Annotated in this window: 28 protein-coding genes; 11 read left to right on the top strand and 17 right to left on the bottom strand. The window is 42.7% G+C overall.

Annotated features, from left to right (window positions below; genetic code table 11):
* Nucleotides 1-12 precede the first annotated feature (12 nt).
* The 16 genes from QQK00_RS15920 to QQK00_RS15845 are packed head-to-tail and all read right to left on the bottom strand — an operon-like array spanning nucleotide 13 to nucleotide 13769.
* A complete protein-coding gene (locus QQK00_RS15920; RefSeq protein ID WP_284218665.1) occupies nucleotides 13-438 on the bottom strand; it encodes a type II secretory pathway component in 426 nt (141 codons plus the stop codon).
* A complete protein-coding gene (locus tag QQK00_RS15915) occupies nucleotides 428-1285 on the bottom strand; it encodes a type II secretion system protein (protein ID WP_284218664.1) in 858 nt (285 codons plus the stop codon). Before QQK00_RS15915 ends, QQK00_RS15920 begins: the two co-directional genes overlap by 11 nt.
* Complete coding sequence (locus tag QQK00_RS15910; RefSeq protein ID WP_284218662.1) at nucleotides 1285-1896, bottom strand: type IV pilus modification PilV family protein; 612 nt, start codon at nucleotides 1894-1896, stop codon at nucleotides 1285-1287. The genes QQK00_RS15915 and QQK00_RS15910 overlap by 1 nt, the downstream gene beginning before the upstream one ends.
* Nucleotides 1886-2443 carry a prepilin-type N-terminal cleavage/methylation domain-containing protein gene (locus QQK00_RS15905; RefSeq protein WP_284218661.1) on the bottom strand — a complete coding sequence of 186 codons (558 nt, stop codon included), beginning with the start codon at nucleotides 2441-2443 and terminating at the stop codon, nucleotides 1886-1888. Before QQK00_RS15905 ends, QQK00_RS15910 begins: the two co-directional genes overlap by 11 nt.
* A gap of 40 nt (nucleotides 2444-2483) precedes the next feature.
* A complete protein-coding gene (locus QQK00_RS15900; protein WP_284218659.1) occupies nucleotides 2484-2984 on the bottom strand; it encodes a prepilin-type N-terminal cleavage/methylation domain-containing protein in 501 nt (166 codons plus the stop codon).
* A 38-nt stretch (nucleotides 2985-3022) separates the two neighbouring features.
* Nucleotides 3023-3643, bottom strand: a complete 621-nt coding sequence (locus QQK00_RS15895; protein WP_284218652.1) for a pilus assembly FimT family protein — start codon at nucleotides 3641-3643, stop codon at nucleotides 3023-3025.
* Between the two features lie 56 nt (nucleotides 3644-3699).
* Complete coding sequence (locus QQK00_RS15890) at nucleotides 3700-4272, bottom strand: hypothetical protein (RefSeq protein ID WP_284218650.1); 573 nt, start codon at nucleotides 4270-4272, stop codon at nucleotides 3700-3702.
* A 42-nt stretch (nucleotides 4273-4314) separates the two neighbouring features.
* Nucleotides 4315-5544: a type II secretion system F family protein gene (locus QQK00_RS15885; RefSeq protein WP_284218648.1), complete on the bottom strand. Its 1230-nt coding sequence runs from the start codon at nucleotides 5542-5544 to the stop codon at nucleotides 4315-4317.
* Nucleotides 5544-7406 (bottom strand): GspE/PulE family protein, encoded by a 1863-nt coding sequence (locus QQK00_RS15880; protein ID WP_284218646.1) that lies wholly within the window; start codon nucleotides 7404-7406, stop codon nucleotides 5544-5546. Before QQK00_RS15880 ends, QQK00_RS15885 begins: the two co-directional genes overlap by 1 nt.
* Entirely contained in the window at nucleotides 7406-8452 is a 1047-nt protein-coding gene (locus tag QQK00_RS15875) for a tetratricopeptide repeat protein (protein WP_284218644.1), read from the bottom strand. Before QQK00_RS15875 ends, QQK00_RS15880 begins: the two co-directional genes overlap by 1 nt.
* On the bottom strand, nucleotides 8449-9417 hold the full coding sequence (locus tag QQK00_RS15870; RefSeq protein WP_284218643.1) for an ExeA family protein: 969 nt from the start codon (nucleotides 9415-9417) through the stop codon (nucleotides 8449-8451). The genes QQK00_RS15875 and QQK00_RS15870 overlap by 4 nt, the downstream gene beginning before the upstream one ends.
* A 3-nt stretch (nucleotides 9418-9420) precedes the next feature.
* Nucleotides 9421-11097 (bottom strand): pilus (MSHA type) biogenesis protein MshL, encoded by a 1677-nt coding sequence (gene mshL, locus QQK00_RS15865; protein WP_284218640.1) that lies wholly within the window; start codon nucleotides 11095-11097, stop codon nucleotides 9421-9423.
* Nucleotides 11094-11471, bottom strand: coding sequence for a hypothetical protein (locus QQK00_RS15860; protein ID WP_284218638.1), 378 nt, complete (start codon nucleotides 11469-11471; stop codon nucleotides 11094-11096). Before QQK00_RS15860 ends, mshL begins: the two co-directional genes overlap by 4 nt.
* Nucleotides 11461-12126 (bottom strand): type II secretion system protein M, encoded by a 666-nt coding sequence (locus QQK00_RS15855; protein WP_284218636.1) that lies wholly within the window; start codon nucleotides 12124-12126, stop codon nucleotides 11461-11463. The genes QQK00_RS15860 and QQK00_RS15855 overlap by 11 nt, the downstream gene beginning before the upstream one ends.
* Complete coding sequence (locus tag QQK00_RS15850) at nucleotides 12113-12772, bottom strand: hypothetical protein (protein WP_284218635.1); 660 nt, start codon at nucleotides 12770-12772, stop codon at nucleotides 12113-12115. The genes QQK00_RS15855 and QQK00_RS15850 overlap by 14 nt, the downstream gene beginning before the upstream one ends.
* Nucleotides 12756-13769: a biogenesis protein MshI gene (locus tag QQK00_RS15845; protein ID WP_284218632.1), complete on the bottom strand. Its 1014-nt coding sequence runs from the start codon at nucleotides 13767-13769 to the stop codon at nucleotides 12756-12758. Before QQK00_RS15845 ends, QQK00_RS15850 begins: the two co-directional genes overlap by 17 nt.
* A gap of 151 nt (nucleotides 13770-13920) precedes the next feature.
* Between QQK00_RS15845 and QQK00_RS15840 the strand changes: the two genes are divergently transcribed.
* The 6 genes from QQK00_RS15840 to QQK00_RS15815 all read left to right on the top strand — a co-directional run bounded on the left by QQK00_RS15840 (nucleotide 13921) and on the right by QQK00_RS15815 (nucleotide 16678).
* Nucleotides 13921-14436: a P-loop nucleotide/nucleoside kinase family protein gene (locus tag QQK00_RS15840; protein ID WP_284218630.1), complete on the top strand. Its 516-nt coding sequence runs from the start codon at nucleotides 13921-13923 to the stop codon at nucleotides 14434-14436.
* Nucleotides 14437-14563: 127 nt separating this feature from the next.
* Entirely contained in the window at nucleotides 14564-15079 is a 516-nt protein-coding gene (locus QQK00_RS15835; protein ID WP_284218628.1) for a hypothetical protein, read from the top strand.
* A gap of 84 nt (nucleotides 15080-15163) precedes the next feature.
* The gene (locus QQK00_RS15830) at nucleotides 15164-15499 is read left to right on the top strand and encodes a cupin domain-containing protein (RefSeq protein WP_284218626.1); all 336 of its coding nucleotides are present in this window, start codon (nucleotides 15164-15166) and stop codon (nucleotides 15497-15499) included.
* Between the two features lie 15 nt (nucleotides 15500-15514).
* Nucleotides 15515-15850: a hypothetical protein gene (locus QQK00_RS15825; RefSeq protein WP_284218624.1), complete on the top strand. Its 336-nt coding sequence runs from the start codon at nucleotides 15515-15517 to the stop codon at nucleotides 15848-15850.
* Nucleotides 15851-15912: 62 nt separating this feature from the next.
* Nucleotides 15913-16425: a GNAT family N-acetyltransferase gene (locus QQK00_RS15820; RefSeq protein WP_284218622.1), complete on the top strand. Its 513-nt coding sequence runs from the start codon at nucleotides 15913-15915 to the stop codon at nucleotides 16423-16425.
* A gap of 88 nt (nucleotides 16426-16513) precedes the next feature.
* Nucleotides 16514-16678 (top strand): hypothetical protein, encoded by a 165-nt coding sequence (locus tag QQK00_RS15815; protein ID WP_284218620.1) that lies wholly within the window; start codon nucleotides 16514-16516, stop codon nucleotides 16676-16678.
* A 21-nt stretch (nucleotides 16679-16699) separates the two neighbouring features.
* Here the strand turns inward: QQK00_RS15815 and QQK00_RS15810 are convergent, their stop codons facing one another.
* Nucleotides 16700-17356, bottom strand: coding sequence for a class I SAM-dependent methyltransferase (locus QQK00_RS15810; RefSeq protein WP_284218618.1), 657 nt, complete (start codon nucleotides 17354-17356; stop codon nucleotides 16700-16702).
* Nucleotides 17357-17736: 380 nt separating this feature from the next.
* On the opposite strand from QQK00_RS15810, the gene QQK00_RS15805 reads away from it, so the two are divergent.
* The 5 genes from QQK00_RS15805 to QQK00_RS15785 all read left to right on the top strand — a co-directional run bounded on the left by QQK00_RS15805 (nucleotide 17737) and on the right by QQK00_RS15785 (nucleotide 22580).
* Nucleotides 17737-19230 carry a tetratricopeptide repeat protein gene (locus QQK00_RS15805; RefSeq protein WP_284218616.1) on the top strand — a complete coding sequence of 498 codons (1494 nt, stop codon included), beginning with the start codon at nucleotides 17737-17739 and terminating at the stop codon, nucleotides 19228-19230.
* 98 nt (nucleotides 19231-19328) lie between these two features.
* Nucleotides 19329-20426 (top strand): hypothetical protein, encoded by a 1098-nt coding sequence (locus QQK00_RS15800; RefSeq protein WP_284218614.1) that lies wholly within the window; start codon nucleotides 19329-19331, stop codon nucleotides 20424-20426.
* A gap of 77 nt (nucleotides 20427-20503) precedes the next feature.
* Nucleotides 20504-21418 carry an oxidoreductase gene (locus QQK00_RS15795; RefSeq protein ID WP_284218612.1) on the top strand — a complete coding sequence of 305 codons (915 nt, stop codon included), beginning with the start codon at nucleotides 20504-20506 and terminating at the stop codon, nucleotides 21416-21418.
* 271 nt (nucleotides 21419-21689) lie between these two features.
* Nucleotides 21690-22085, top strand: a complete 396-nt coding sequence (locus QQK00_RS15790; RefSeq protein WP_284218610.1) for a VOC family protein — start codon at nucleotides 21690-21692, stop codon at nucleotides 22083-22085.
* Nucleotides 22086-22193: 108 nt separating this feature from the next.
* Entirely contained in the window at nucleotides 22194-22580 is a 387-nt protein-coding gene (locus tag QQK00_RS15785; RefSeq protein ID WP_284218609.1) for a hypothetical protein, read from the top strand.
* The last annotated feature ends 85 nt before the right edge of the window (nucleotides 22581-22665 follow it).

The following is a 22665-nucleotide window of genomic DNA, read 5'->3' as shown; positions in this document are numbered from 1 at the left end:
CCAACATCACGTCTACAAAGCCTCCATTGCGTCAACTGACAGGGTGCGGCTAATGGTACTATCTGCTAAGTCACACTGACCTGTACTTGAATATTTATAATAGTTGTAGGTAATACCACCAAAACTAATCACGTCAGTGGTACAACGTGCTTCAAAACGACACGCTAAAAACCCTTCAATTTGGCTAAAACTGGCTGGACTCGTCACATTCGTATTGCACACTTGAACGGGGTTACCAATAGGGAAACTCTGCGAAACTAAGGTCTGTAACCCGGCCTTTGCTGATTGCTGTGCACGCAACCCATATACTTCTTTAAGCGCTGACGACGACGAATTCGAAATGACGGATATCATCGTCGATGCCAGCACCGTAAGCACCACCATAATGAAGATAGCAATAACAATCATACTGCCTTTTTGACGCTGACTATGGCACATTGGGAATATGTACCTCTTTGACGATACTCATTTGCTCATCACTGCGCGTAAACAAGAAATTGGCTCGCACGTAAGCGTTTCTAGTCAGTGTTGCACCAACCACTTGAAAGGGGTCAGTTAAGGCGGGGGTTGCACTTGGGTTTGATGACAAATCATTGCTAATACCTTCTGCCATTAGTTGTCCCCCACTTGTATACAGTATTTGGTCACTGGATAGTCCAGACACGTGGCGGTACAAGGCATTGTTTCGTGTGCAATAACTAATGGCATTGTCCGCAATATATAGTCGACTGGTGGGAGAGCTTAAGGCAAACCCCTCACTGACTTCTAATCGCACGACCGAATCTATATCGTCATCGGTGCTGCAATCACCATCGCCATCATCTGAACAGCCTAAAATCATTTGCCGCCTATTTGCGTTAGCGTCATAGACATGTGTGGCATTAAGCGGATATACCATAGCAAAATCATCAGCGTCGGGCGTATAGACTTGATCATCAATATCGGTCATTTTGACGATATCAACCGTTGGACTAGGTTCACCTACAATAGGTAATGATAAATAAAATGCGCTCCAATTCACTGGCACAAATTCTATACAATGTGTATTAGCATCGCCAGATAAACGCACAGAATTAGGCACTGCACTAGATATTTCACGCGTAAATCGCTCAACTGCAAAACTAGCGCTTCTGAGTAAACTGTCTCGCTCAGTCACATCTACGTATATATCCGATGCACTGCGAATAAACTTGGCTGTACCTGCACCAACAATGCCGAGCAATGCAATCACAATAACTAACTCAACAAGTGTAAAACCCGCGCTTATTCTGCCGCTATTAAACATTAGAAGTTATCCTTTACAGCAGTAAAGGCAATGTTTTGATCACCAGGTGTATTCACGCTTATACGTATCAGTTTTCGGTTAGCAACAAGCGAGCCTGTGTCTAGCGTACCATTTTGATCTAGGTCGTCGTCATTGATACCGTCTAAGTTATCATCATAAAAAACGTCGACTGACGCTGAGAACCCCCTGTAAATATCGTTTCCCTGAAACGTAAGCGAACCACCAAGTAAGCCGACAATATCAGAATCACTTAAGCGCAAACCATTAAAATCATCTACATCATCAAAATCATCTCGGCTTACCTCCTCTGCACCTAAAGCGCCACTTGCCGTGCAACTTACTCCTTCATTGCAACGCGATGTGCCACCTGCGAGGTCAGAAAATTCATCAAACGCTTTCGCCTCTATTTCACTTAACAATGATTGCCCCAGCATTACCGCTCGCAACTGCCAAATTGGATCAATACCACGTTTGGCTTGCGGCACAAATACGTTTGTTAGAGATACCAGTGCAATAGAAAATAAGACCATACCAATCACTATTTCAACCAGTGTGAAGCCTGCGTTTTTCTGACGCATACCTTGGCAGTAACCTAGTGGACTAGCACGCATGCACGTAACCTTCGGACTCAATACAAACATGCGTGGTCGATTGACCACTCAATGAAATGCGACAGGCATTGACACACCGCCCACCCGATGAAAGTGGTTGACCTAGTGAATTGAATTCTAGATATGAGATAGCTGCACCGTCGTCGCTCGCCAATAGACTCAAATTAAAATCACTAAATTCAGCCTCACTTATGCGTAAATATTCAGAGGCATTGGCGTCAATTGTATTTCCACATGAAAGGGCTTGGTTACCATCTACGTGTGCCGCCACGCTTGGTCCAATAGCAGGGGTGGCAGATGTATCGAAAATCACGCGATAGCAATAATTGGAAGATGTGTCTTGCATGGACTTAATTTGAATAGTCCTTAACGCACTAATAAGACGCTGTTGAGTCGCGAATTCTGAAAAACCGTCGGTGGTAAACATTCGAGGCACGGCGTATACCGACAAAATACCCAATAAAATGAGCACAAGAACAAGCTCAACCAAGGTAAAACCCGATTGAGCTATATTGTTATTTGATTTGCCTAGAGATAAATTTTGCATTCACCGCAGTAAGCCAACTAAGTGAGATGTAGCCTTAAAATTAACAACCCGTGCCCTGCACGGTAATTGTTGGTGGCGCACTTGCCGTTGCATCAGCAAAGGTAAGCTGACACTGTTCGGCGGTGGTGGTAGTTGCACTGCCGCCCTCGAAGACAACAACAAACTGATTGTCGGTTGTCGTGCCATCGCTAATAGTAAATTCACTATCGTTTATGTCCACAAAACGTCGTAAGTAAGCAATACCACCTGCGCCAACAGCATCCGCATCGGGGTAACCATAAACAGTTGCGACACTTACTCCAGGCGTCCCGGCGACTAATGTAACAGTATCATCCGCCTCATTTTGTACACCTGCAATAGCCGCTTTTGCATATACTAACTGAGAGGCTCCCTGAATCGCTGCCGCGACACCGTCAAGCGAACTCCTTCTGGCATCTGACTGGACGTCTATAAATCGTGGCGCAGCGGTGACTGCTAAAATGCCCAATATGACAATAACGATTATAAGTTCAATTAGCGTAAAACCGCGTTGTTGTTTCATGAATAAAAACCCTCGAATAGTTGGTGCAATACTACTGACTAGTTGTTGCTAAACACCGTGACTTGCCCAATGCGTGGATCGTAAACGAATCCATTTCCAGTATTACTATTTAACGGTTCTGAAGTAAGATTCTTTACCGTTTGCAGCAAATAATATCGACAAATATCGTTGCCTCCGATCCCACCGGTAGCTTCAACATTTGTGAAATAGCTATATTCTTCAGCAATACTCGGATCCCAGATATTCGTGATCGTTGGTGAACTTTGCATAATCAAGGTAAAAATACTGCGACAATCTGGTGCAGATATCGCGTCATCTTCTGTGCTGCTGTCATTATCCACTTGGCCTGTGGGATAGCCAGTGTCTTTGTCAATGCCAATAGCGATTCTGTCGATAGTGACAGATGTTTGATTTGCGCCGATGTTTAACCTAGGTCTTGCATCTAATTCCCATTGTGCTCTGACAAGACCGACGCCAGTGGCAAACCCGCCAGAAACACCTTCAACCGTCGCATCTTCGGCATCTTCAGTAACATCTAAAAAGGGTGGAATAGCGGTCGCGGCGAGTAACCCGAGAATCACGACAACAATCACTAATTCAATTAACGTAAACCCCGCGTTTTGGGGATGCACGCTAGCTTGTAATCTCTTATTGTTCATTGCTTTATGTTGCATAAATGCAATTACCCTAGTTCATCAAAATATTGCTTTTTAGTTTAAAGCTCTTTAAATTTAGCCATCTCAGGAACATACACAAACGTTCTGTTTAATACTTCGTATTTGCACACGGCCACGTCATTGCGCGCTCGATTTTCTGTATAGCTGGTATCGCTAATCTCGTATTCATGCTCGATACCTACGACGGTATTTTTTGAGCTCTTCAGATAGGTTGTCGACACCTTCCAACCATTATTTAGCAATTCTTGCTCGACAAATATGCCGATAAACTCCGCACATGCATGTTGCGTTAGCTTGCCATCACCAAGTATTGGCCTGCCTGTCTTGTTTAGTTGTACGCTAAACGTTGCGTCCGTATTTTCATCACCGTTTTTGGCTTCCGTATTAAAGCCATAGCGTTTTTGCACATACACAACGCTGCTTGGTCGCCCCTGTCGTTGCCATTGCCAATATATTTGATGCAATTCGTGATTCATCTTAACGACAAAACCATTGGCAAATGTGACATCTATCGGTGTGTTGTTCCCGAGTAAGTAGCGCATAAATCCGGCCATAAACAAGGCAATCAACAACACGACAAGAATGAACCTAAATAGGTGTTGCGCATTCAAGATAAACGCTGGCAGTCAGAAAAATATTGAATCGCAAACGACTTAGCGGATTGCACCCATCATGTCCCACATTGGCGTAAAAATACCTAGTGCTAAAATTAAAACCATGACAGCCACAACAGAAATAAGAATGGGTTCAATTTTAGACGTAAGGGTTTTAATATCATATTCAACTTCGCGTTCGTAAAAATCCGCCACTTCCGCAAGTAACTCTTCAACTCGGCCGGTTTCTTCACCCACCGCTATCATCTGCAACACAAGCGGAGTAAACAAACCACTCGATTTAGCGACTCGGCTTAAGCTTTCGCCTTTTTCAATACTGCGGCGCATAAGGAGTATCCGGTCTCCCATGTATGCGTTGTCCATCGCGTCAGCTACTAGACTTAATGCGCTTGTCAAGGGAACCCCAGAGCGCAGCATCATTGAAAAACTCCGCGCAAAACGTCCCAAAAGTGAGCGCTCAACGATGTCACCGACAACAGGTGCTTGGATCTTCCAATGATCCCAGTTAATTCTGCCGTTTTGGGTATTTATGTATTGCTTTGTTATAAAAATACATACCAATAAAATGGATGCTAGGATATACCACTGATTCAAGATGAAATCTGACGTGCCTAATAAGATCTGCGTCATGAGTGGCAGTTCTGAATTAAACTTAGTAAACATATTGGCAAATACCGGAATGACAAATATATTCATAACAATAAATGCCGCGGCCAATGCCATAATAACGAAGCTCGGATAACGCGTAGCCGACTTAATTTGCTTTCGTGTTTCTTGTTCACGCTCCAAATATAAAGCTAATTGCAGAAAAGCACTGTCTAGCTGCCCGGTGTTCTCCCCGACATGCACAATACTGACAAATAACTGACCGAATATCTTTGGGTGCTGCGATAAGGCTGATGATAAATTGCGTCCTTTTTCTAAATGTTCAACGACGTCTTTAAGCGCATGCTGCAAACGTAAAGACTTCGTTGTCGCAAGTCCTGCGACTGAGCGAATGATTGGGATACCAGATTTAGTCAGCGAGTACATTTGTCGGCAAAATATAATCAAATCACCCAGTTTGACTGATGGCGTTAAAAAATTAACGTCTGCATTTTTAGTACCGCTAGTTACCGCGGCTTTTTTCTGCGTCTTAGTGCCGATATCAATCGGCGTTATATGTTGAGCACGCAAAAGTTTCACGGCAGCCCCCTCATCAGACGCTTCAATTTTACCTTTGACCTCATCTCCCTGTTTATTGCGACCCACATAGAAAAACGCTTGCATTAATCTATATCCTCAAGGCTTAAACCACCCGTTGGTTTGGAGGGCGGGCTCTTGGGTTTTACAGCTTGGTCTGTTGGTAGCCCAGCGCGGCTTTCTAATTCCTGCTGGCTGCCTGTATCTTTTTCGTCAATTTTATCCGTACTATCGGCATCTAATTCATCTTTACCATCAGACACCATTTCGACCAACTTAAGCACTTCATCCAGACTAGTTAACCCAGCTTTAGCATAATCTAAAGCGGCATGAGAAAGCGGTTTGTAGTTAGGTGAGTGTTGAGCTGCAATATTAAAGTCGCTAGTATCATTACTTTTTAACGCATTCATTAATGGCTCGGTAAATTCGAGAAGTTCGAATACGCCAATACGCCCTCGATACCCAGTAAAATTGCATCGTTGACACCCTTTCCCTTGTTTAAACGAATAATTGCTGAGCTCAGGTTCTATATGTGCAAGCCAAATTTTATGCTCATCAGTAGGTTGCACATCCGAAATGCAACTATCACAGACTTTTCGGACTAAACGCTGTGCCACAACCCCTTTTAGCGAACTGGCAACTAGGTAACTAGGGGCGCCCATATCGATGAGACGAATAGCGCTACTAACGGCATCATTGGTGTGTAACGTCGACAATACCAAATGCCCTGTTAACGCGCCGCGTAAACCAATTTGTACCGTCTCTTTGTCACGCATCTCACCGACCATTAAGATGTCTGGGTCTTGTCGTAGCGTAGTACGCAACACATTTGCGAAGGTTAGGTCAATCTTATGATTCACCTGTACTTGGTTTACTCGCGGCAGCCGATATTCTATTGGGTCTTCTACCGTAATAATTTTATTTTCTGGCTTGTTAAGCTCATTTAGTGAACCGTAGAGCGTAGTTGTTTTTCCTGAGCCTGTTGGTCCGGTAACTAAAATCATGCCATGTGGACGATGCAACAATGCCCTGAAACGTTTGATCATGTCAGCAGGCATACCCGTTTGTTCCAAAGACAAGATCCCCTGTGATTGATCAAGCAACCGCATAACTACCGATTCACCGCCGTGCACGGGCATAGTAGACACACGCACATCAATCGGATGATTCTTAACAGTAATACGCGTTCTGCCGTCTTGAGGCAGGCGCTTTTCAGAAATATCCATGCCCGACATGAGCTTTAGTCGCAGCACCAAGGCCGCCGCGATATTGCCCTCAGGAATGATATTCTCTTGCAATACTCCATCAACCCGTTGGCGAATTCTGAGTTGTTTTTCGTCGGGCTCAATATGTATATCTGAGGCTTTAGCTAATACGGCGTCTTCAAAAATTGATTGCAGTAGCTTAGCCACCACATTTTCTTGTTCATCAGCCACACCTGTATCTAGCTGAAACTCAACATCATCCTCATATTCGTCCGCCAACTCTTGCGCGAAAGAGGCGATTTCTTCTGTTTTCCGGTAGAAATTTTCGTACGCTGAAAACAATTGCGTTTCGCTTACAACCGCTACGTCTATAGGTTTTGCCAATTTCGCGCTAAGTTCATCCAGAGCATTAATGTCGGCAGGGTCACTCATCCCAACCAATAATTTGTCTCCCTTATCTTCAATCACCAAGGCGCGATACCGTCGTGCTTGAATTTCGGGCAACAGCCTTACTGCATTCGGATTTACATGATGATTATCTAGATCGATGAGTGGGACTTTAAGGTGTTGAGACAATAACCCTAATAATTGCGGCTCAGTCACAAGCTTCATGGCAATTAAGGTAGCACCGAGTTTTCGGCCAGACTGTCGCTGTTCAGCTAAGGCTTGTTGCAGTTGTTCGTCACTGATGAGGGCATTTTGAACCAATAAATCCCCGAGGCGTAACTTAATTCGTTGATTCATTAAGAACGTCTCGTAAGCAGTTGTAAGCGTTCCTCAACAAAACTATGCACTTGATGGGGTAGTTGATTTAGTTCTCTTACTTGCATGTAAGAACTCACCGCTTCATCTTGCATCAATAATTTATCTTGGCTCACTGCCAATCCAAGCCACCACTTTGCATTTTGTGGCTCTCGGTTAACCAAAATCGAATAGTCGCTATAGGCCTGTTTATATTCTCCGTTCTTTTCAGCTAATGCTGCTCTAAAACTCATAAAGTCAGCACTGGCGATACTCTTGTCTGGATGTGCTCTTAAAATATTCATCGCTAAGCGCTTATCACCTTGTTTAAAGGCAATTCTTGCTTGCATTAGGCGCATGCTGCTGTCTTCTGGAAAGTCAGTTAACCCCACTTGGAGTGTATTGAAGGCTTGCGCAATTTGATTTTCTGCAAATAAGAGGGAGGCCAATTGCTTGCGCGCTTGCACATCTTTTTTGTCTAGTGATGTTAGTGACGCCAAAATAGATATCGCTTTTTGCGACTGCCTATTTTCCAAGGCCATATGTGCCCGAGCTCGCATTTCTGAGACTCTATGACTAATGCCACTACTGGCTTTAATTTCCAGTGTATTTTCAAGCGACGTGTCGGGTGTAGTATTTGACGGAATCTCTTCCTCACTCAAGGAACTTGTATGTTCAGCAACTATTTGATGACCTGTATGATTTGTTGTTTGTCGCGTATTTTGCCCTGTATCAACCTCGTCTGAGGTCACTAGTTTGATTTTTTCCTGCGTTTCAGCATCAGACGAGGCCTCACTTGCTAGTAAGTCCCCTTGCTTCGGCTCATATGCGGGTTCATCAGCTTTAAATTCAGGCTGATTAGGCTCATGAGAATTTGCAGTGAATTGTTGAATACCTAGTGTCAGCGTGCTTGCGGCCAATCCTACAATAACCACACTCAATAACAGTTGCTTTGTTCTACCGGTATTTGGCGGCACGTAATCAGCACTGACGTGTTGTGCTTGCTGCCGCCCCTCTAAATCTTTGAGCATTTTGTTAACAACACTCATCTACGCCACTCCGCCACAAGGCTAATGACGTGTTCATAAGGCCCAATGCTGTCTAATAACTGTCCTTCAAATGCAATCGAAAACACGGATACAGCCACGATCGCTAGCGCCGTCAACGGAAATGCCCACGAAAACCATGTTGCGCGAGGCACGGCAAACGCAGCTTCAGTGTCTTTTGCAGCAAGTTTGATATGCCGTTTAGAAATGCGTTGTTTACCTTCGCCATAAGCCAACATTAACGCCTTGTGACATATAACATTTACTAGACGCGGCGTACCTAAGGTCGCTTTAAACAATCTGCGGCACACACCGCGGCTAAATAGCTTGTTAGAATTGTTCCCAGCCACACTCATACGATGTTTTACATATTGTTGTATTTGATCAACGTCCATTTGTGACAATTGATAAGAAAAGGTAATCCTTTGCTTTAACTGGCGTAACTCAGGTTTAGCAATTTTATCATTGAGTTCTGGCTGTCCAAACAAAACGACTTGCAGCAACTTGTTTGATTCTGTTTCTAAATTAGTCATTAAGCGCAGTGCTTCAATACTTTCGTCTGGCAAGGCCTGCGCTTCATCGATGATCAAGACCGCAGATTGATTGTTCTGACGAATCTCGACTAAGCGCTGTTGAATTTTTTGCGTAAACTCTTGCTGGTCACTGCCTTCAGACAACTCAACATTCAACTCTGCCGCCACTGACTTTCTCAATTCAGCCGGAGATAAATAGGGATTGGGAATATAGGCTGCAACATAACCGTCACTCAGTTCATTCAGTAACTTTCGGCAAATCAACGTTTTACCGGTGCCCACCTCACCTGTTACTTTAATAAAGCCTTCACCAGAAAACAGTGCCGTTGTTAATACATTGATTGCTTCGTTATGACTTGGTAGTCCGAAAAAAAACTGTGTATTAGGCGTGAGTGTAAAAGGTAATTGATTAATGCCGAAATGGTATAAATACATACATTACTCCACATAGAGCCAGTCGGCCATTTGCGTACGACTTTTTTCTAATTCACGCTGCCAGGTACCACTCTCAACCACAGTGGGTTTTAGCAATATGACCAACTCTTTTTTAATTTCTTTTTCACGTTTGTTTTTAAACAAATTGCCCAGCACTGGAATATCGCCCAATACCGGTGTTTTTGATTCTTCCAGACTCACGATAGACTGCATTAGACCGCCAATTACCACTATTTCACCCGAATCCGCACGTATTATGGTGTCAGACTCTCGAATGGTACTTTGGGCCAACGGCAACACAATCTGCTCTTTATTTAAAGTAACCACTTTTTCTTGTTCTTCGGTTTCTATTACTGACGGGTGGATATGCAATAGTATGCTGCCCTTGTCATCTATTTGAGGCGTAACATCAAGCGCAATACCAGAGAAAAATGGCGTTAACTCAATGTTAGGAATAATAGATGTGGCAGTAGGTGTAATGGTATTTTGGCTCGATACTTCCGTGACAAAATATTCGTCATCTCCCACTTTGATTACGGCTTTTTGGTTGTTAACTGCAGTCACGCGAGGACTAGAAAGAACCTGCACATTACCTTGTGTTTCAAGTAAATCTAATACCCCGATAAAGTCTTGATTCGCAAAATTTAGGCTAGTCACACCACCTAAAGACGCGCTTAAGCTGTTACCAAGTACCGCCGCCGCGGACGAAAAGGTGATATCAGTGGCACCAATGTTGCCCACAATCTGTTGCCAGTTAATACCTTGCTGATATTCGTCGTTCAATACTACTTCTAAAATACGCGCTTCAATTATCACTTGTCGGGTCAGGTTTTGTTCAGAAATATCTAAGAAACGTTTAATAGTATTAATTTCTTCGGGGAAAGCGCGCACCGTAACTAAACCGGCTTGAGGCGATACGAATACAGACTTACCGTCTCCCTCACCTAACATTGTCGTCAGTGATGTTTGTAGGTTCTGCCAAAAATTGGACTCACTGCGCGTGCTAATTGACGTGCCGTTGCTTGCGCCATTTAAGGTACCCGAATTGTTATTGCCATTGTTTTGATTAAAATTGTTGCGATTATTGTTACGCTGCGAAAAATTGCCATTCTGGCCACGGTTATTGTTGTTACCGCTAAATTGCGTGATTCCACCCGATACGATACTGGTTTGCGTTTGCCCGTCACGCTGCATCATTAGGTAATTGACAGAAAATGTCTCGGTCCTTAAACCCGCGGGAAACACTCGATAAACACTGCCCACTTTTTCAATGTGGTAGCCATAGAGATCAGTCAAAATTGAAAAAATATCGTCAAGGCCGATTTGCTTTAAAGACAACGTAATTGTGCCAGTCACCTGCGGATGAAGAGCCACAGAAAACGGCGTGTTCTGAACTAAGCCAGAAAAGAAACTTGCCGCATCGACCTCGTTTGCGTCGATATCATATTTTTCTTCTTCAATAAGTGCCGTTCTATTTGTTACGTTTTCAGACAACAAGGTGCTAGCAACTGAACGTGGCAACGCTTTTAACCTAGTATCCTTTTCTTCTCGTTGTTCAATGTGACTCAAGTCATGCGCAAGCGCTTTTTCAACGTGGCTTTGTTCGGTAGCGTTACACCCCGCTAGAATTCCCGTTAGAATAGCGGAGATAACGAAATGATGACGCGTATTCACTTTCATTTAATCCCCTGCTTACCCATGTTCCCTGAGGTTTTAGTTTGTTCATGAAGGGTAAAAACCATGTCGTCATTTTCGGTATCGCTACCAGTCATATTTCGCAGCTTTATGCTCTGTGCGTCAATGCTCACTATCTGTTTACCTAAAATATCATCACCGATACGCATAATGCGTTTATTAATAACGGCATATCGTTGTTGTCCCCGAGTAAAAATTGCACTCAACACAATGTCTTTGTTAAGCGTATTTGTACCAATAAGTTGCGCTAAAGCTGCAGCTGGCGGTTTTGTCGGATCTTTTTCTTGTTTTGCGCAAACACTCGCCGCTAGAAGCAACAAAAGGCATGTCAATGACGCACGTTTTTTACTAATTAACACCGATGAACGCCTCTTCAGTACTCAAGGTAAATAACTCCACTTCCGTGGCCGCTATTGGATGCTCATCAACACGATAGTCCAACTTCCGCCAATAGAGCTTCCACCCTAGGTTTTCGGCATTTTTGAGAAAATCTCTAGTCGCAAAGTACTCACCCTCGAATGACAAGCGAATACCATGCTCAAAAAGTGTTTGATTTGACGTTAGCTCTGCAAACAACTGAGTGGGTGGAATTGACTCCATTTTTAACAAGGTCAATGATGTGGCATTGTGAAATAGTTGCTGCAAAAGCAGTGGCATTGCTTGAGGAGAAATCAACTGTCCAAGCTCAAGCTTGAATTTTTCTTCTAGTGCAGTCAACCGTCCTTGTAGACTAGCAATACGTTTTTTAGTTTTTTCATCTGGATCAATTTTTAACTCTGCGACCAGCTCTGCTTGCGTTGCATTAATTCGAGAAAGCTGTTCTTCCTTATAGACTATTTGACGTTCAACCTTCGCCAAGGTTTTAAACTGTGGTTCAACAAACCACATAAGCGCCAAAAATAGAATCAATGACGGTATCGCAATGAATACTAAGCGTTTTTCTCTGTTTGCTAAACCAGTGTATGCAACACGAATTCGTTGCATCCATGATACGTTGTCATCACTCTGTATCATTCGCCTGCCTCATCGCTATATTATTTTCACTAACTCGCCTATTTGCTCCTTGGGTAAATTCCGCGTTTGACACGATATTAGTCAGCGAAAAAGAGAGCACGTCGTCGCTACGCTCAAGCACTGCATCTTGGAAATTTTGACCTCTAAACGTCCCAGTTTCAGCTAACTTTCCTACCCATAGCGGCAATGCACTGGGCGCTGATAGTTGGCCGTGGATTAATACATCTTTACCCGAAAGAGAAAATGACGTTAACCAAAGTTCATCTGTTGCCGCCACAGAAAAAGCATCTAAGACTGAAGAAAACCGATTATTATGCTGGGTGGATAACTGTTGTAAGCTCACCAGCAATTCATTTTGTGCATTTACGGTATCAGTAACCCTTGTCAATTTTGCTGCAAGTCGGGGATCTCCAGCTTTCAATTGAATCGCTTGCGTAAACTCAACTATTTGCGCTTCTGCCGCATCTGTGGCCTTATTAACTGCTAGTAAATCCGTTTGGCTTTTTGAAATCGCATATGCCGTCCAGCCATAAATTAGTATCGCAAGCCCAAACGCAACACTCGATAGCAACACCAAATGTCCAAATGCAAATACATCAAACTTGGGCTTAAATGCTTCGTGATAGAGGTTAATGCGATACTTCACGTTGCTCCTCCGCATGCCTTTTTGGCGCTATATCAGCAGTTTCGCTCTGTTGTTTTACAAAATGCGAATAACTAGCACCTAGACAACTAAAGCTTGCCATCTTGAAATTTAACTTATCACCACATTCAATATTTGGCGTAAAACTGCGACAAGGTATGCCCATTGCAGTTGAGATTTTTTGCGACACAAAGTCCGTAAACTGAGTATCTAATTTTAGTAGTAACTCTTTGACAGGTGCCTGACGCAATTGGCTTTCAAAATAGTCCATTGAACGCTGAATTTGCACACACAAAGAGTCAATGATGCCCATGTCTAATTCCACTTCGGAGAAAGTACCAATGTTCTCAAAACCTTTTAAACGACGACTAAAATACAAGGTTCGATTTTTAACAATATTTAGTACGACTTCTTCTCCATGTTCTTGCACAAGTGTAATAATGGCGTCTTGACGCAATGGTGTTAATTCAACGGTGGCAAACTCTTCAATAGAGACAGAGGCCAACTCTAATTCGGCATCAAATATTGCTCGACTTAACTTCTCCACCTCTTGCCTAGCGAGTGCAACAACGAGTAACTTTTTCTGCCCACCTACATTTGCAGGTAAATCGGCATAGTCATAAATCAAGTCAGCAGATTGGCTGGTTAATTCTTGAAGGGGCCACTTTATGGCATTGAAGACTTCCGCATCGGCAACATCTGGCCGATCGATATTGTGCATTTTGTACCAATGTGCAGTAAGTGCAAAATAGCAAGGCGCGCCTTGGAGCTTATGTTGTTTAACAAAATCAGCTAACGATTTCGTCCAAGAATGATGAGAAAAACTGGCGTCGACTTCCCAAAAGACGTTTCCATCTTTTTGACGCAGGACAGAGCACAAAACCTGTTCAGCAGTAAATGCTAAACCAACCACCGTACCCACAGGTGGCTTCATGAATTTGCGCGTTAAGTAGTCTTTCCAACTGATCAACATTGCGACCAACACCTCTATTGCATACATACCCTTGCGTCAAATTACCGTTGTTTTACAACGGACATACGCAAGAAATTAAATAATTTATAAGGGATATAGCAAAAACATTGCCAATGTGTTGAATATCAAGCAATGTGAACAAAAGAGGGCTTCAACTTGGAAGATCACTTAAAATAGTATGCTTTATATATTTGGGGGTTTACCCGGCACCGATAAAACAGAATTGTCCCGCTACCTTGCGCAAACGATCGCCGGTGTATACATTCGTATTGATACCATAGAGCAAGTACTGAAAAATAAAGGCATTGATAACCTTTACGACGAGGGATATCAAGTGGCGTTTTCAGTGGCCTTAGACAATTTGAAGAATGGCTTGCCCGTCATTGCAGACTCGACGAACCCTGTTGAAGAATCTAGATTGGCGTGGCGCACGTTGGCAAAAGACGCAAAAGTGCAATACAAAGAAATCGAAATAATATGCTCAGACAAAAGCGAACATCGCCGTCGAGTGGAGAAACGTCGGTCTGATATTCCTAAGTTGACGCTACCGCCTTGGGACAGCGTAATTACGAGGGAGTATGAGCCATGGTCTTCATCAGATATAGTATTAGACACTGCGGCTAAGACACCAGAGCAAAGTAAGGCGGATTTATTGCACTTACTGGGTATACGCAATTGTTCTAATTCATACTAACCTTTAGTATAGTTTTGATGACATAGCGCAGACAATATGTTGTAATCAGGGATGTATGGGATACGTTGTTAATATATGCGTTTCCGATTTGATTGTTCAACCGTTTAATAGGAGATAAGGACGCTTGATGTCTACATTTAAGACTCGTCTTACGTCAATCTTTTTCGTGCTGATTCTGGCGAGAGTGTCACATGCATCAGACCAAACATTTCAAGCGACAGTCACCGCTCACCCAGACACAGAGTTCAACGAAACTCAGGCAGTTAACTTTGGCAGAATTGCCACATTTGTAGGGGCAGCTTGCTCGTTAGGTGCTGATGGTACAGTAAGCGGTAATTGCGATTCTGGTGGGGCAAGTGCATCTCCAGGACAAATCAATTTTAGCGGCATTACAAATAACTCAATTGTAAGTGTTAGCGTTACGGGTGGCTCTTCTGAGTTTGTAACACTCACCACACAAAGCAACATCCAACTGGGCGCACTCCAAATCCCCCTTGCAGACAACACCCCAGTAGTAGTATATGTTGGCGCTAACGCAAACAACTTTGGTATTTCGGTATTTGGCGAGATGGAAGTTATTCAAACCTTAGTTCCCGGCTCAACATACACGAACGACTATACTGTGGAAGTTTCATTTCAATGAGTAAGTAGGCACTTACAAACTACAAGCGAAAACTAACAAACGTCCAAGTCGCAATCGGCTGCGCGGATCGCAAGGAGGCAATATTTGATTCAGAAGGACAATGCAGAACATTATAAATGGGGAAATAATTGTGACGGTTGGCATCTCGTGAAATCGAGAGAAATGAGCGTAATACAAGAACGGATGCCGCCAGGTACTTTTGAATCCAGGCATTATCACGAATTTTCAAATCAATTCTTTTTCGTATTGAGTGGCGAGGCGGAACTTGAGCTAAATGGCATTATTCATAACTTGACTAGTCAACAGGGGTTGCATGTTCCCAAAGGCATGCCTCATCAAATTAAAAATAATGGCTTCAATGCATTAGAATTTATCGTAACGTCAGTTCCGATAAGTCATGGGGACCGCATTGAGGTATAACAATCAAGTAAAATTATGGATTCATATTTAATATTTACAGTCATTTTGTTTATTTATGTCGCATTGCGCGGATATACGCATTTCAAACATAAAGACAAAAATGTATTTGAGGCCGAGGATCATTTTATTGTCGTGTACCCAACCAAGCATATGAGTTTCAGGTTTCTCAGACCGTTAAAAATTGAAATCATCAGCATTAAGACGATACAAGTAGCTGGCACTTGTATTTCTCTTTTCACAAAAAGTGGCAATGCTACCGACGTATGGATCCGCAAAAAACATTTGGAACTCGTAATTAAAAATATACAGGAAACTCTCCCAAATGCAGAACTCGTCGAGGTTGATCGGTAACAAGCACATAGAACATCTCTTTAACCATGAAAGGGAGCTATAGCTTGTACCAAGGTAAAAACATGCTTTTCGAATCTTTGAATGAAACGCATACCGACAAATTACTTGCGTTCGAATTAGAAAACCGAGAGTACTTCGAATCGTTTATCGCCTCGAGAGAAGAGACATTTTACTCTCTTACCGGTGTTTCGAATCACATTCAAGAATTGCAAGATCTTCAACAAAAATCAGAAGCTATGTCGTTTGTTTTGATGCAAGAAGGTTGCGTTATTGCTCGTGCCAATATTAAAAATATTCAGCTAAACGGAAGTGCAGAAATCGGTTATCGAGTTGGAATTGGGGCATCTAATCGTGGGATTGGTTCGTTATGTGTGAATCACCTTGTGTGCATCAGCGAAAATCTTAACCTCAAGCATCTTTCGGCATTTGTTATTGATAACAATCCAGCATCGAAAAAAGTGTTGCTTAAAAATGGGTTTCATTTAGATCTATGTATACCCAATAGCTTCGAACATCAGGGACAGTTTTATCATGGTTTTGAGTACCTACATATATTGTCACAACAACCAAATTAAACCTTGCGGTGGTCGCAAAGTGCAGCAACGGGTGCGCCGCACGCGCGATTTTGGCATAAATACAGTTGCCGTTTCTTTTAAAGGTTAAATGAGAGGTCACGGTCCTGACCCACTTCCCAAATTAGCGCCGAGTGCTTTTTCTAGTGCCAAATTTGTGCCGGTAGTATGTGGCGATTGTGGTAGCGTTAAATTTTATGCAGCTGAAGAGGCTAGAGCTAAGATGAAAGAATCAGAGCATTGGGAGAAAAACTAGCTCTAACGTTGAGTCAAATACCTATTCTGTGCGCGCAAACTCTAGAATATAACCTTTAAAATCACTATCCAAATAGTCTGTATTCTCAGGTTTAGAGAACGTAGAAATATAGCCAAACTCAAGCAGTTTTTTCGCAAGCTTATTTTTTCGTCCTCGACCTGGGTCTACAATTATCACTTCGCACTCTGGATTTGAGTGCTCTCGAATGAAATTTGAAAGCAATCCGATATGCTCATCCTCATACAATAGATCACTACCAATAATTAAATCAAAGCGACCTAAATTATCGCTGCTATCCCCCCAACCTGTTCTCTCGAAAGGAATAAGCGCGTCTCCATTAAGCTCAGAGTTTCTAGTTAGAAAGGCCTCGACTTCTGGATGGTAATCCGTTGCTGTAATATCCACGCGCTGTTTATTCAGCAGTAAACTACTAAGGGCAGTGCCACACCCAATCTCTAAAACACGTTTAGAGCCGATGTCGTAGTTAGAAATATGATGTGCCAGAACCAAACCCGATGGCCAAACAATTCCAAAAATAGGCCATGCAGCTGAACAAATTCCCAGTGCTTCAGCAATGCCTTTAGGGTCGTGGAATTCTTGCTTACTGCGAAGCGTACAAAGGTGAATATCTATTTTTCCAAACTCTATGGTTTGGTAGCATAGGCGAAGATTTGTCATTTGGCTGCCTCAGTGATTGGGCGCTCAGCCAACTATCAAGGATAAATGACAAAACGAAGACCCACAGGTTATAGTGATTAGCTATGAAAGGAAAGCAATGCATTTAACAAGCACATAAAACTTCCCTTCTGTAACAAAGAACTGCTAAACATGCGTATGTATGGCAAAGTTTGTTGCGGTTTGGCGTAATATAGATAACAAATGGGTCATTACTCGAGTGCTTAGTTATGGGCATGAAAAAAATAGTTAAAGTGCGTCAGCAAGAGGCCCTAGGAACAAAAGCAACTGTTTTAAGAATAGGATAATTACACACATGCACATGGTAGCACCTCACTGTACTTCATTCACAATCTATATTTTTACATACAAATCTTAATCACATGATTTATGAAACAGGTGGCCACTTTGTTGATGCCAACCAGCTCACTGTAACCCTACCTGATGGGAAGGTGCTTGCGGTACGCCCCAAAACCTTTGCTCTGTTATTGGTGTTTATGCGAAAACCTCAAACACTTTTGAGTAAACAATTGTTGATCGACAAAGTGTGGGATGACGTTCACGCACAAGAGAAAAACCTATTCCAAGCCATCGCCGAAGTGAGGGAGATATTTAAAGGCAAGCAGGTTATAAAAACCTTTCCGCGCAAAGGTTATCGCTGGCAACTCGCAGTCTCTAGCCTCATAGAAGCTGACTTCTCACAAACCATTGCAGCTAAACAAATAGGTTTGACGGAAGAAATAGCCACCCTCCCCATAGATAAATCACCTCGAGCGCGGCTAAAGTTAAAAAAGGCTTGGTTAGCTGTTGCAGCAATTGCTCTAGCGTTCATTAGCGCTTTGGCAACCCACTACTGGCCGATGACCAAGCTGGAAGATAAATTAACTACTAATACCGTATTGGTATTGCCCGTGCGTAATCACATAGCTGGCAGCGATCACTTATGGACCTATTACGGTTTACTAGATCAACTTAATAGTCAAATTCAACCTCCTTCGCCGCTACGAATGCTATCGACTGAATTTGTCTTACAATATATTGATTACCTGAACCTTCAGCGCCAGTACTCAAATAAAGACATACATAAATTTCTTCAACTATTAAAACCTTATGCAAGCGTCGTTGCTGAACTGGCTGGCTCCGTGGGCGATTATCAACTGAGTTACCGACTCATTTTTCGCGATCATGAGAAAAAGGGCGTCTTATTTGGGAACGACTTGCGTGCTCTATCAACTCAACTTGCTACAGAATTATCACGTCTACTTGGTAATGATCAACCAGATGAAAACGAGGCTAGACAAGACTTTAGTAGCACCCTTATGGCTACCGCACTAGACTATAAAAACGACAATCAGTGCCAACAAGCTGTGCCACTTTTTAAAAGCGCGCTAGCTCTCAACAAAAACAATAAACACGCTTGGCTCCTACTAGCACAGTGCCTTATATACCAACACAAGTATCAGGCAGCAGAAAACGAATTAAAACAAGCTTTAGCTTATAGCACTCCCTCATCCCCCCTGCACCCAAGGCTATTGCACTGGTTAGCAACATCCCACTCCGCTCAAGGAGAATTTTCTCAAGCGCAAGATAATATAGAGCTCTCTCAGCAGCTATTGCAGAGTGGGCAAGATCCGCTCTACCAAGCTTACAACTGGCAAGTTAATGGTCATATACTGGCACAGAATCGCGACTTCTCCTTAGCACAAGAAGCCTTAGATAAAGCGCTGGCTCTGCACGAATCAATTCACTGCCCTGTAGGTCAGAACAGCGTGCTAATGCAACTTCACCAACTTTTTTTGACTCAAAACAATTATGCACAAGCTAAGCAAGCTCTCGACAGGGCAACCCAGATTGCCAGAGACATAGGCCTAAAATAATCATATAAAACATAAATTTGATAAAATTTTAGAAGTTTTGGTTTGGTTTCCAATCCAGCAAATTAGAGACTGGTAACAGCAATATTACGGAGTCTACTATGCCATTGCCAAAATCACACTTACTACGCCGCTTGGTAACACTTTGCGTCGCATTTATTTTCTGTACTCTGGCGCTGACGTCCGTTTTGATGTTCAGTCAAGGCCATCATCGGATGGTATCGACCATACACTCACTAGCAGGTTTTAGCTTTATTGCATTTGCTCTTTGGCATGTCAAAAACAACTTGCTCGCGCTTATTAATCATCTGCGCTTGCGGACGGCTAAACGACTCAATTTTGAATTAGCAGTGGCCTTCTTTGGAGTCGCGACACTAATCAGCTTAAGCCTGATTGATTTTGATCCGTTCAAACAGTTTTATGCTTGGGGACAGAGCCTTCGCAGTAGCAATACACACAATAAGCAATCATACGCCTACGAGGTCATTGATATGACAACGCAAAGTGCTGATGGTACGCACTTTAGGCTCGATTTCCGCACAGGATCTCGTTTTGCTTGGCCACAATACGCCTTCTGGCTTGAAACCCTGGATGGCAAAATGATCCAACCACTTTTTGTCACCGCTAAGCTCGCCAATAATCATTTTGCAAATAAAGTAAAACTTAAGAACCCTAACCAAAGCTTTAGCGAAAATCCTCTGGACAGTCAGCCGTGGAATGCGATCTTTAATGACGGCTGGGAGCCACAGACTGCCGCCACACGAGCCCGACCAGAATCTCTGCCTGTATTCTTACACAAGCTGGGAATACACCCCAAACAACTAAGTAAGCTCGATATTGACGGTCTCACTGGCGCCACTGCCAGCAATAGTTTCATCTATCTTGGCAATAGTAAGCAAGCCCTCCCTCAAAATGTAAAGTTAAAGCTAGAAATTAATCAGTCCTTCGATTTCAACGAATATTACAGTAGCGACCGCTTTCCAGATGACCCAGTCTATTCAGGCAACGGTTTTTCCGGTCAGCCATCACTCATATACGAGACCACTATCAATAGTGATTCAAACAGATCAATTTACGTTCTTGAGCTCGTTGGTCATGGCCACCACTCTGGAAAAACAGGCGAGCTATACAAGGATTTAAGTAAAATCACAACAGCGAAATATATAGTTGATCGTATTGTTGTTGAAGTGGGCAAATAAGTGCAGATTTTGAATAAGAAGAGTCTTCAAACAGCGATGACAAACAGAAACTTAAGTTTTAATAAAAGGTTCAAGCTATGACGTTTAAAATGGAGAAGGTACCTAGTCAATTCGGTCGCATAGCAATGGTTACCGGGGCAAATAGCGGTCTTGGTTACGAAACGGCATTGGCCATGAGTCAAAAAGGTTTAAAAGTTGTGATGGCATGCCGTAACTTAGACAAGGCCGAAGAAGCGAAGCAAAAAATATTAGTAGTGGAGCCTAAGGCAACGCTAGAAATTTTGCTGCTTGATTTGAGCAAGCTGGCATCAGTGCGAAATGCCGTCAAAGAGTTTCGCAATAAACACGATCGCTTAGATATTTTGATTAACAACGCCGGTATTATGTACCCACCCTATAAGAAAACTGAAGATAACTTTGAAAGCCAAATGGCCGTCAACTGCTTTGGACATTTTCTATTGACATCCTTACTAATCGACCTTGTGCCTAACGACCCTGCTTCACGTATTACTTGGATCAGTAGTAGCGCACACAAAACAGGAAGACTTAATTTAAGCGATATAAACTTTACAAAAAAATATAGCAAAATGTCGTCTTACGGACAAAGCAAGCTAGTTTGCCTAATGTACGCTTTGGAGCTAGACAAAAAGTTAAAAAAAGCCGGTAAGAAGATTAAATCTAATAGTGCACACCCTGGTGGAGCTCATACTAACCTAGGCCGCAATATGCCTAAATGGTTGTTAACGCTAATGAAAAGCACCATATTGCCATTTATTACGCACCCAGCATCAAATGGCGCCCTGCCTATTTTAGAGGCTTCTTTAGCCCAAGACGCCGAAGGAGGCCAATATTACGGACCTCAAGGTTTTCTGGAAATGAGCGGTGTTTCAGGCGTTGCTACTATTGCCAAACATGCTAAAGATATGAACAAATCGGAGCACTTATGGCGCATCTCGGAGCAGCTTACTGGTGCCAGTTATCGCTTGTATTGATAAACAGTCACGCCGTCTTCAAGTGATCTCAATCCGGTAATTGTCAAAAAATATCATTGAATTTTCTTCCTTGGCTTGCTCACCCATTGATGTAAACGCCATTCGTGAGAGCAACGAGGAGCCTCACTAAATATAAATTATGGTGATTCGTAATATTCTAAAAGACGATATTGAAGCATGTGCTACTCTATTTTTTTCAAATCTTTTCACCTGCCCCTTGGAATGAATCTTGGGCTCGTGAAAGGCAATAAAATGGGAGAATTGAAATTTCATGATTTCTCATGTGACGATAGGTGTTAAAGATTTCACAAACGCCCTGAAGTTTTATTCAGAAATAATGAGTAACCTTGGTTTTAAGCAAAGATTTTGCGACTATCAAAGGCCTTGGGCTGGGTGGCAAAGTAATGAAAATGCTCGGCCGTTGTTCATTATTACAGTACCGGTGAATGGAGACCTCCAATCTGCGGGAAACGGGCAAATGATCGCCTTATTAGCTAAAGACCCGGCCATGGTTGACTCTACATACAAAATAGCCGTGAGAAATGGTGGTCAATGTGCAGGTAAACCAGGTCTTCGGCCCGAGTATCATGAAGGCTACTACGGGGCATATTTTAAAGATCTAGATTCAAATAAAATATGTATTGTCAACCACAATGCCTGCGCTTAACATGAGTGTCAAACCCACTTTCAGTTCTGACTTGTGCGTCGCTTCGAAATTGTTATATACGCATAGTTGCTGACCATTTTGAACATTAGTTTTTAGAGGAGAATTTGTATGAAGTTTTCTTTGTTTTCAGTTTTAATGTTTGTTCTATTCACAAAAGCACATGCTTCAGAAGAGCTATTTAGCTGGGATAGTGAAGTATTAAATGCTGTGGATCAGACGATTTTTGCACGTCCTTCATGGGAGTTGTCCAGTGATGAGGTATTTCATCTATACCATATCACGCACGACATGAAAGGTAGTTTTTCCGCAATATCAAGCCTTATTGGAAATGATTGGAGGCGCTTACATCAAATAGTTTCTGCAAAAATCGCAGATAAGAATACATCTGCGGAAGAACTGCGGACTGCTATCAATTTATTTATTGTTTTGGACAGCCAGCTACACAATAACCCGATAGGTTTGTACACGGATTATTTGCGTTCTCATAAGAACTAAAGACAAAACTTAGAGTACCTTTAGCTATTTTCCACGTCGTGTTAATGTCTGTATTTAAGTATTGAGTATTTCTCTTACAAGGAAG

Origin of the sequence: Agaribacter marinus (assembly GCF_030160655.1) — a bacterium.
Classification (GTDB): domain Bacteria; phylum Pseudomonadota; class Gammaproteobacteria; order Enterobacterales; family Alteromonadaceae; genus Glaciecola; species Glaciecola marina.
The sequence above is the reverse complement of the archived record's forward strand: the minus strand, read 5'-3'. Positions and strand labels throughout refer to the sequence as shown.

Excerpts from the sequence above, each read along its gene's own strand:
- QQK00_RS15895 (WP_284218652.1), bottom strand. The coding sequence starts at position 3,643 with ATGAACAATAAGAGATTACAAGCTAGCGTGCATCCCCAAAACGCGGGG.
- QQK00_RS15885 (WP_284218648.1), bottom strand. The coding sequence starts at position 5,544 with ATGCAAGCGTTTTTCTATGTGGGTCGCAATAAACAGGGAGATGAGGTC.
- QQK00_RS15875 (WP_284218644.1), bottom strand. The coding sequence starts at position 8,452 with ATGAGTGTTGTTAACAAAATGCTCAAAGATTTAGAGGGGCGGCAGCAA.
- QQK00_RS15910 (WP_284218662.1), bottom strand. The coding sequence starts at position 1,896 with ATGCGTGCTAGTCCACTAGGTTACTGCCAAGGTATGCGTCAGAAAAAC.
- QQK00_RS15800 (WP_284218614.1), top strand. The coding sequence starts at position 19,329 with ATGCCATTGCCAAAATCACACTTACTACGCCGCTTGGTAACACTTTGC.
- QQK00_RS15920 (WP_284218665.1), bottom strand. The coding sequence starts at position 438 with ATGTGCCATAGTCAGCGTCAAAAAGGCAGTATGATTGTTATTGCTATC.
- QQK00_RS15905 (WP_284218661.1), bottom strand. The coding sequence starts at position 2,443 with ATGCAAAATTTATCTCTAGGCAAATCAAATAACAATATAGCTCAATCG.
- QQK00_RS15900 (WP_284218659.1), bottom strand. The coding sequence starts at position 2,984 with ATGAAACAACAACGCGGTTTTACGCTAATTGAACTTATAATCGTTATT.
- QQK00_RS15810 (WP_284218618.1), bottom strand. The coding sequence starts at position 17,356 with ATGACAAATCTTCGCCTATGCTACCAAACCATAGAGTTTGGAAAAATA.
- QQK00_RS15880 (WP_284218646.1), bottom strand. The coding sequence starts at position 7,406 with ATGAATCAACGAATTAAGTTACGCCTCGGGGATTTATTGGTTCAAAAT.
- QQK00_RS15855 (WP_284218636.1), bottom strand. The coding sequence starts at position 12,126 with ATGATACAGAGTGATGACAACGTATCATGGATGCAACGAATTCGTGTT.
- mshL (WP_284218640.1), bottom strand. The coding sequence starts at position 11,097 with ATGAAAGTGAATACGCGTCATCATTTCGTTATCTCCGCTATTCTAACG.
- QQK00_RS15820 (WP_284218622.1), top strand. The coding sequence starts at position 15,913 with ATGCTTTTCGAATCTTTGAATGAAACGCATACCGACAAATTACTTGCG.
- QQK00_RS15825 (WP_284218624.1), top strand. The coding sequence starts at position 15,515 with ATGGATTCATATTTAATATTTACAGTCATTTTGTTTATTTATGTCGCA.
- QQK00_RS15915 (WP_284218664.1), bottom strand. The coding sequence starts at position 1,285 with ATGTTTAATAGCGGCAGAATAAGCGCGGGTTTTACACTTGTTGAGTTA.
- QQK00_RS15790 (WP_284218610.1), top strand. The coding sequence starts at position 21,690 with ATGATTTCTCATGTGACGATAGGTGTTAAAGATTTCACAAACGCCCTG.
- QQK00_RS15845 (WP_284218632.1), bottom strand. The coding sequence starts at position 13,769 with ATGTATGCAATAGAGGTGTTGGTCGCAATGTTGATCAGTTGGAAAGAC.
- QQK00_RS15815 (WP_284218620.1), top strand. The coding sequence starts at position 16,514 with ATGAGAGGTCACGGTCCTGACCCACTTCCCAAATTAGCGCCGAGTGCT.
- QQK00_RS15840 (WP_284218630.1), top strand. The coding sequence starts at position 13,921 with ATGCTTTATATATTTGGGGGTTTACCCGGCACCGATAAAACAGAATTG.
- QQK00_RS15805 (WP_284218616.1), top strand. The coding sequence starts at position 17,737 with ATGATTTATGAAACAGGTGGCCACTTTGTTGATGCCAACCAGCTCACT.
- QQK00_RS15870 (WP_284218643.1), bottom strand. The coding sequence starts at position 9,417 with ATGTATTTATACCATTTCGGCATTAATCAATTACCTTTTACACTCACG.
- QQK00_RS15835 (WP_284218628.1), top strand. The coding sequence starts at position 14,564 with ATGTCTACATTTAAGACTCGTCTTACGTCAATCTTTTTCGTGCTGATT.
- QQK00_RS15795 (WP_284218612.1), top strand. The coding sequence starts at position 20,504 with ATGACGTTTAAAATGGAGAAGGTACCTAGTCAATTCGGTCGCATAGCA.
- QQK00_RS15785 (WP_284218609.1), top strand. The coding sequence starts at position 22,194 with ATGAAGTTTTCTTTGTTTTCAGTTTTAATGTTTGTTCTATTCACAAAA.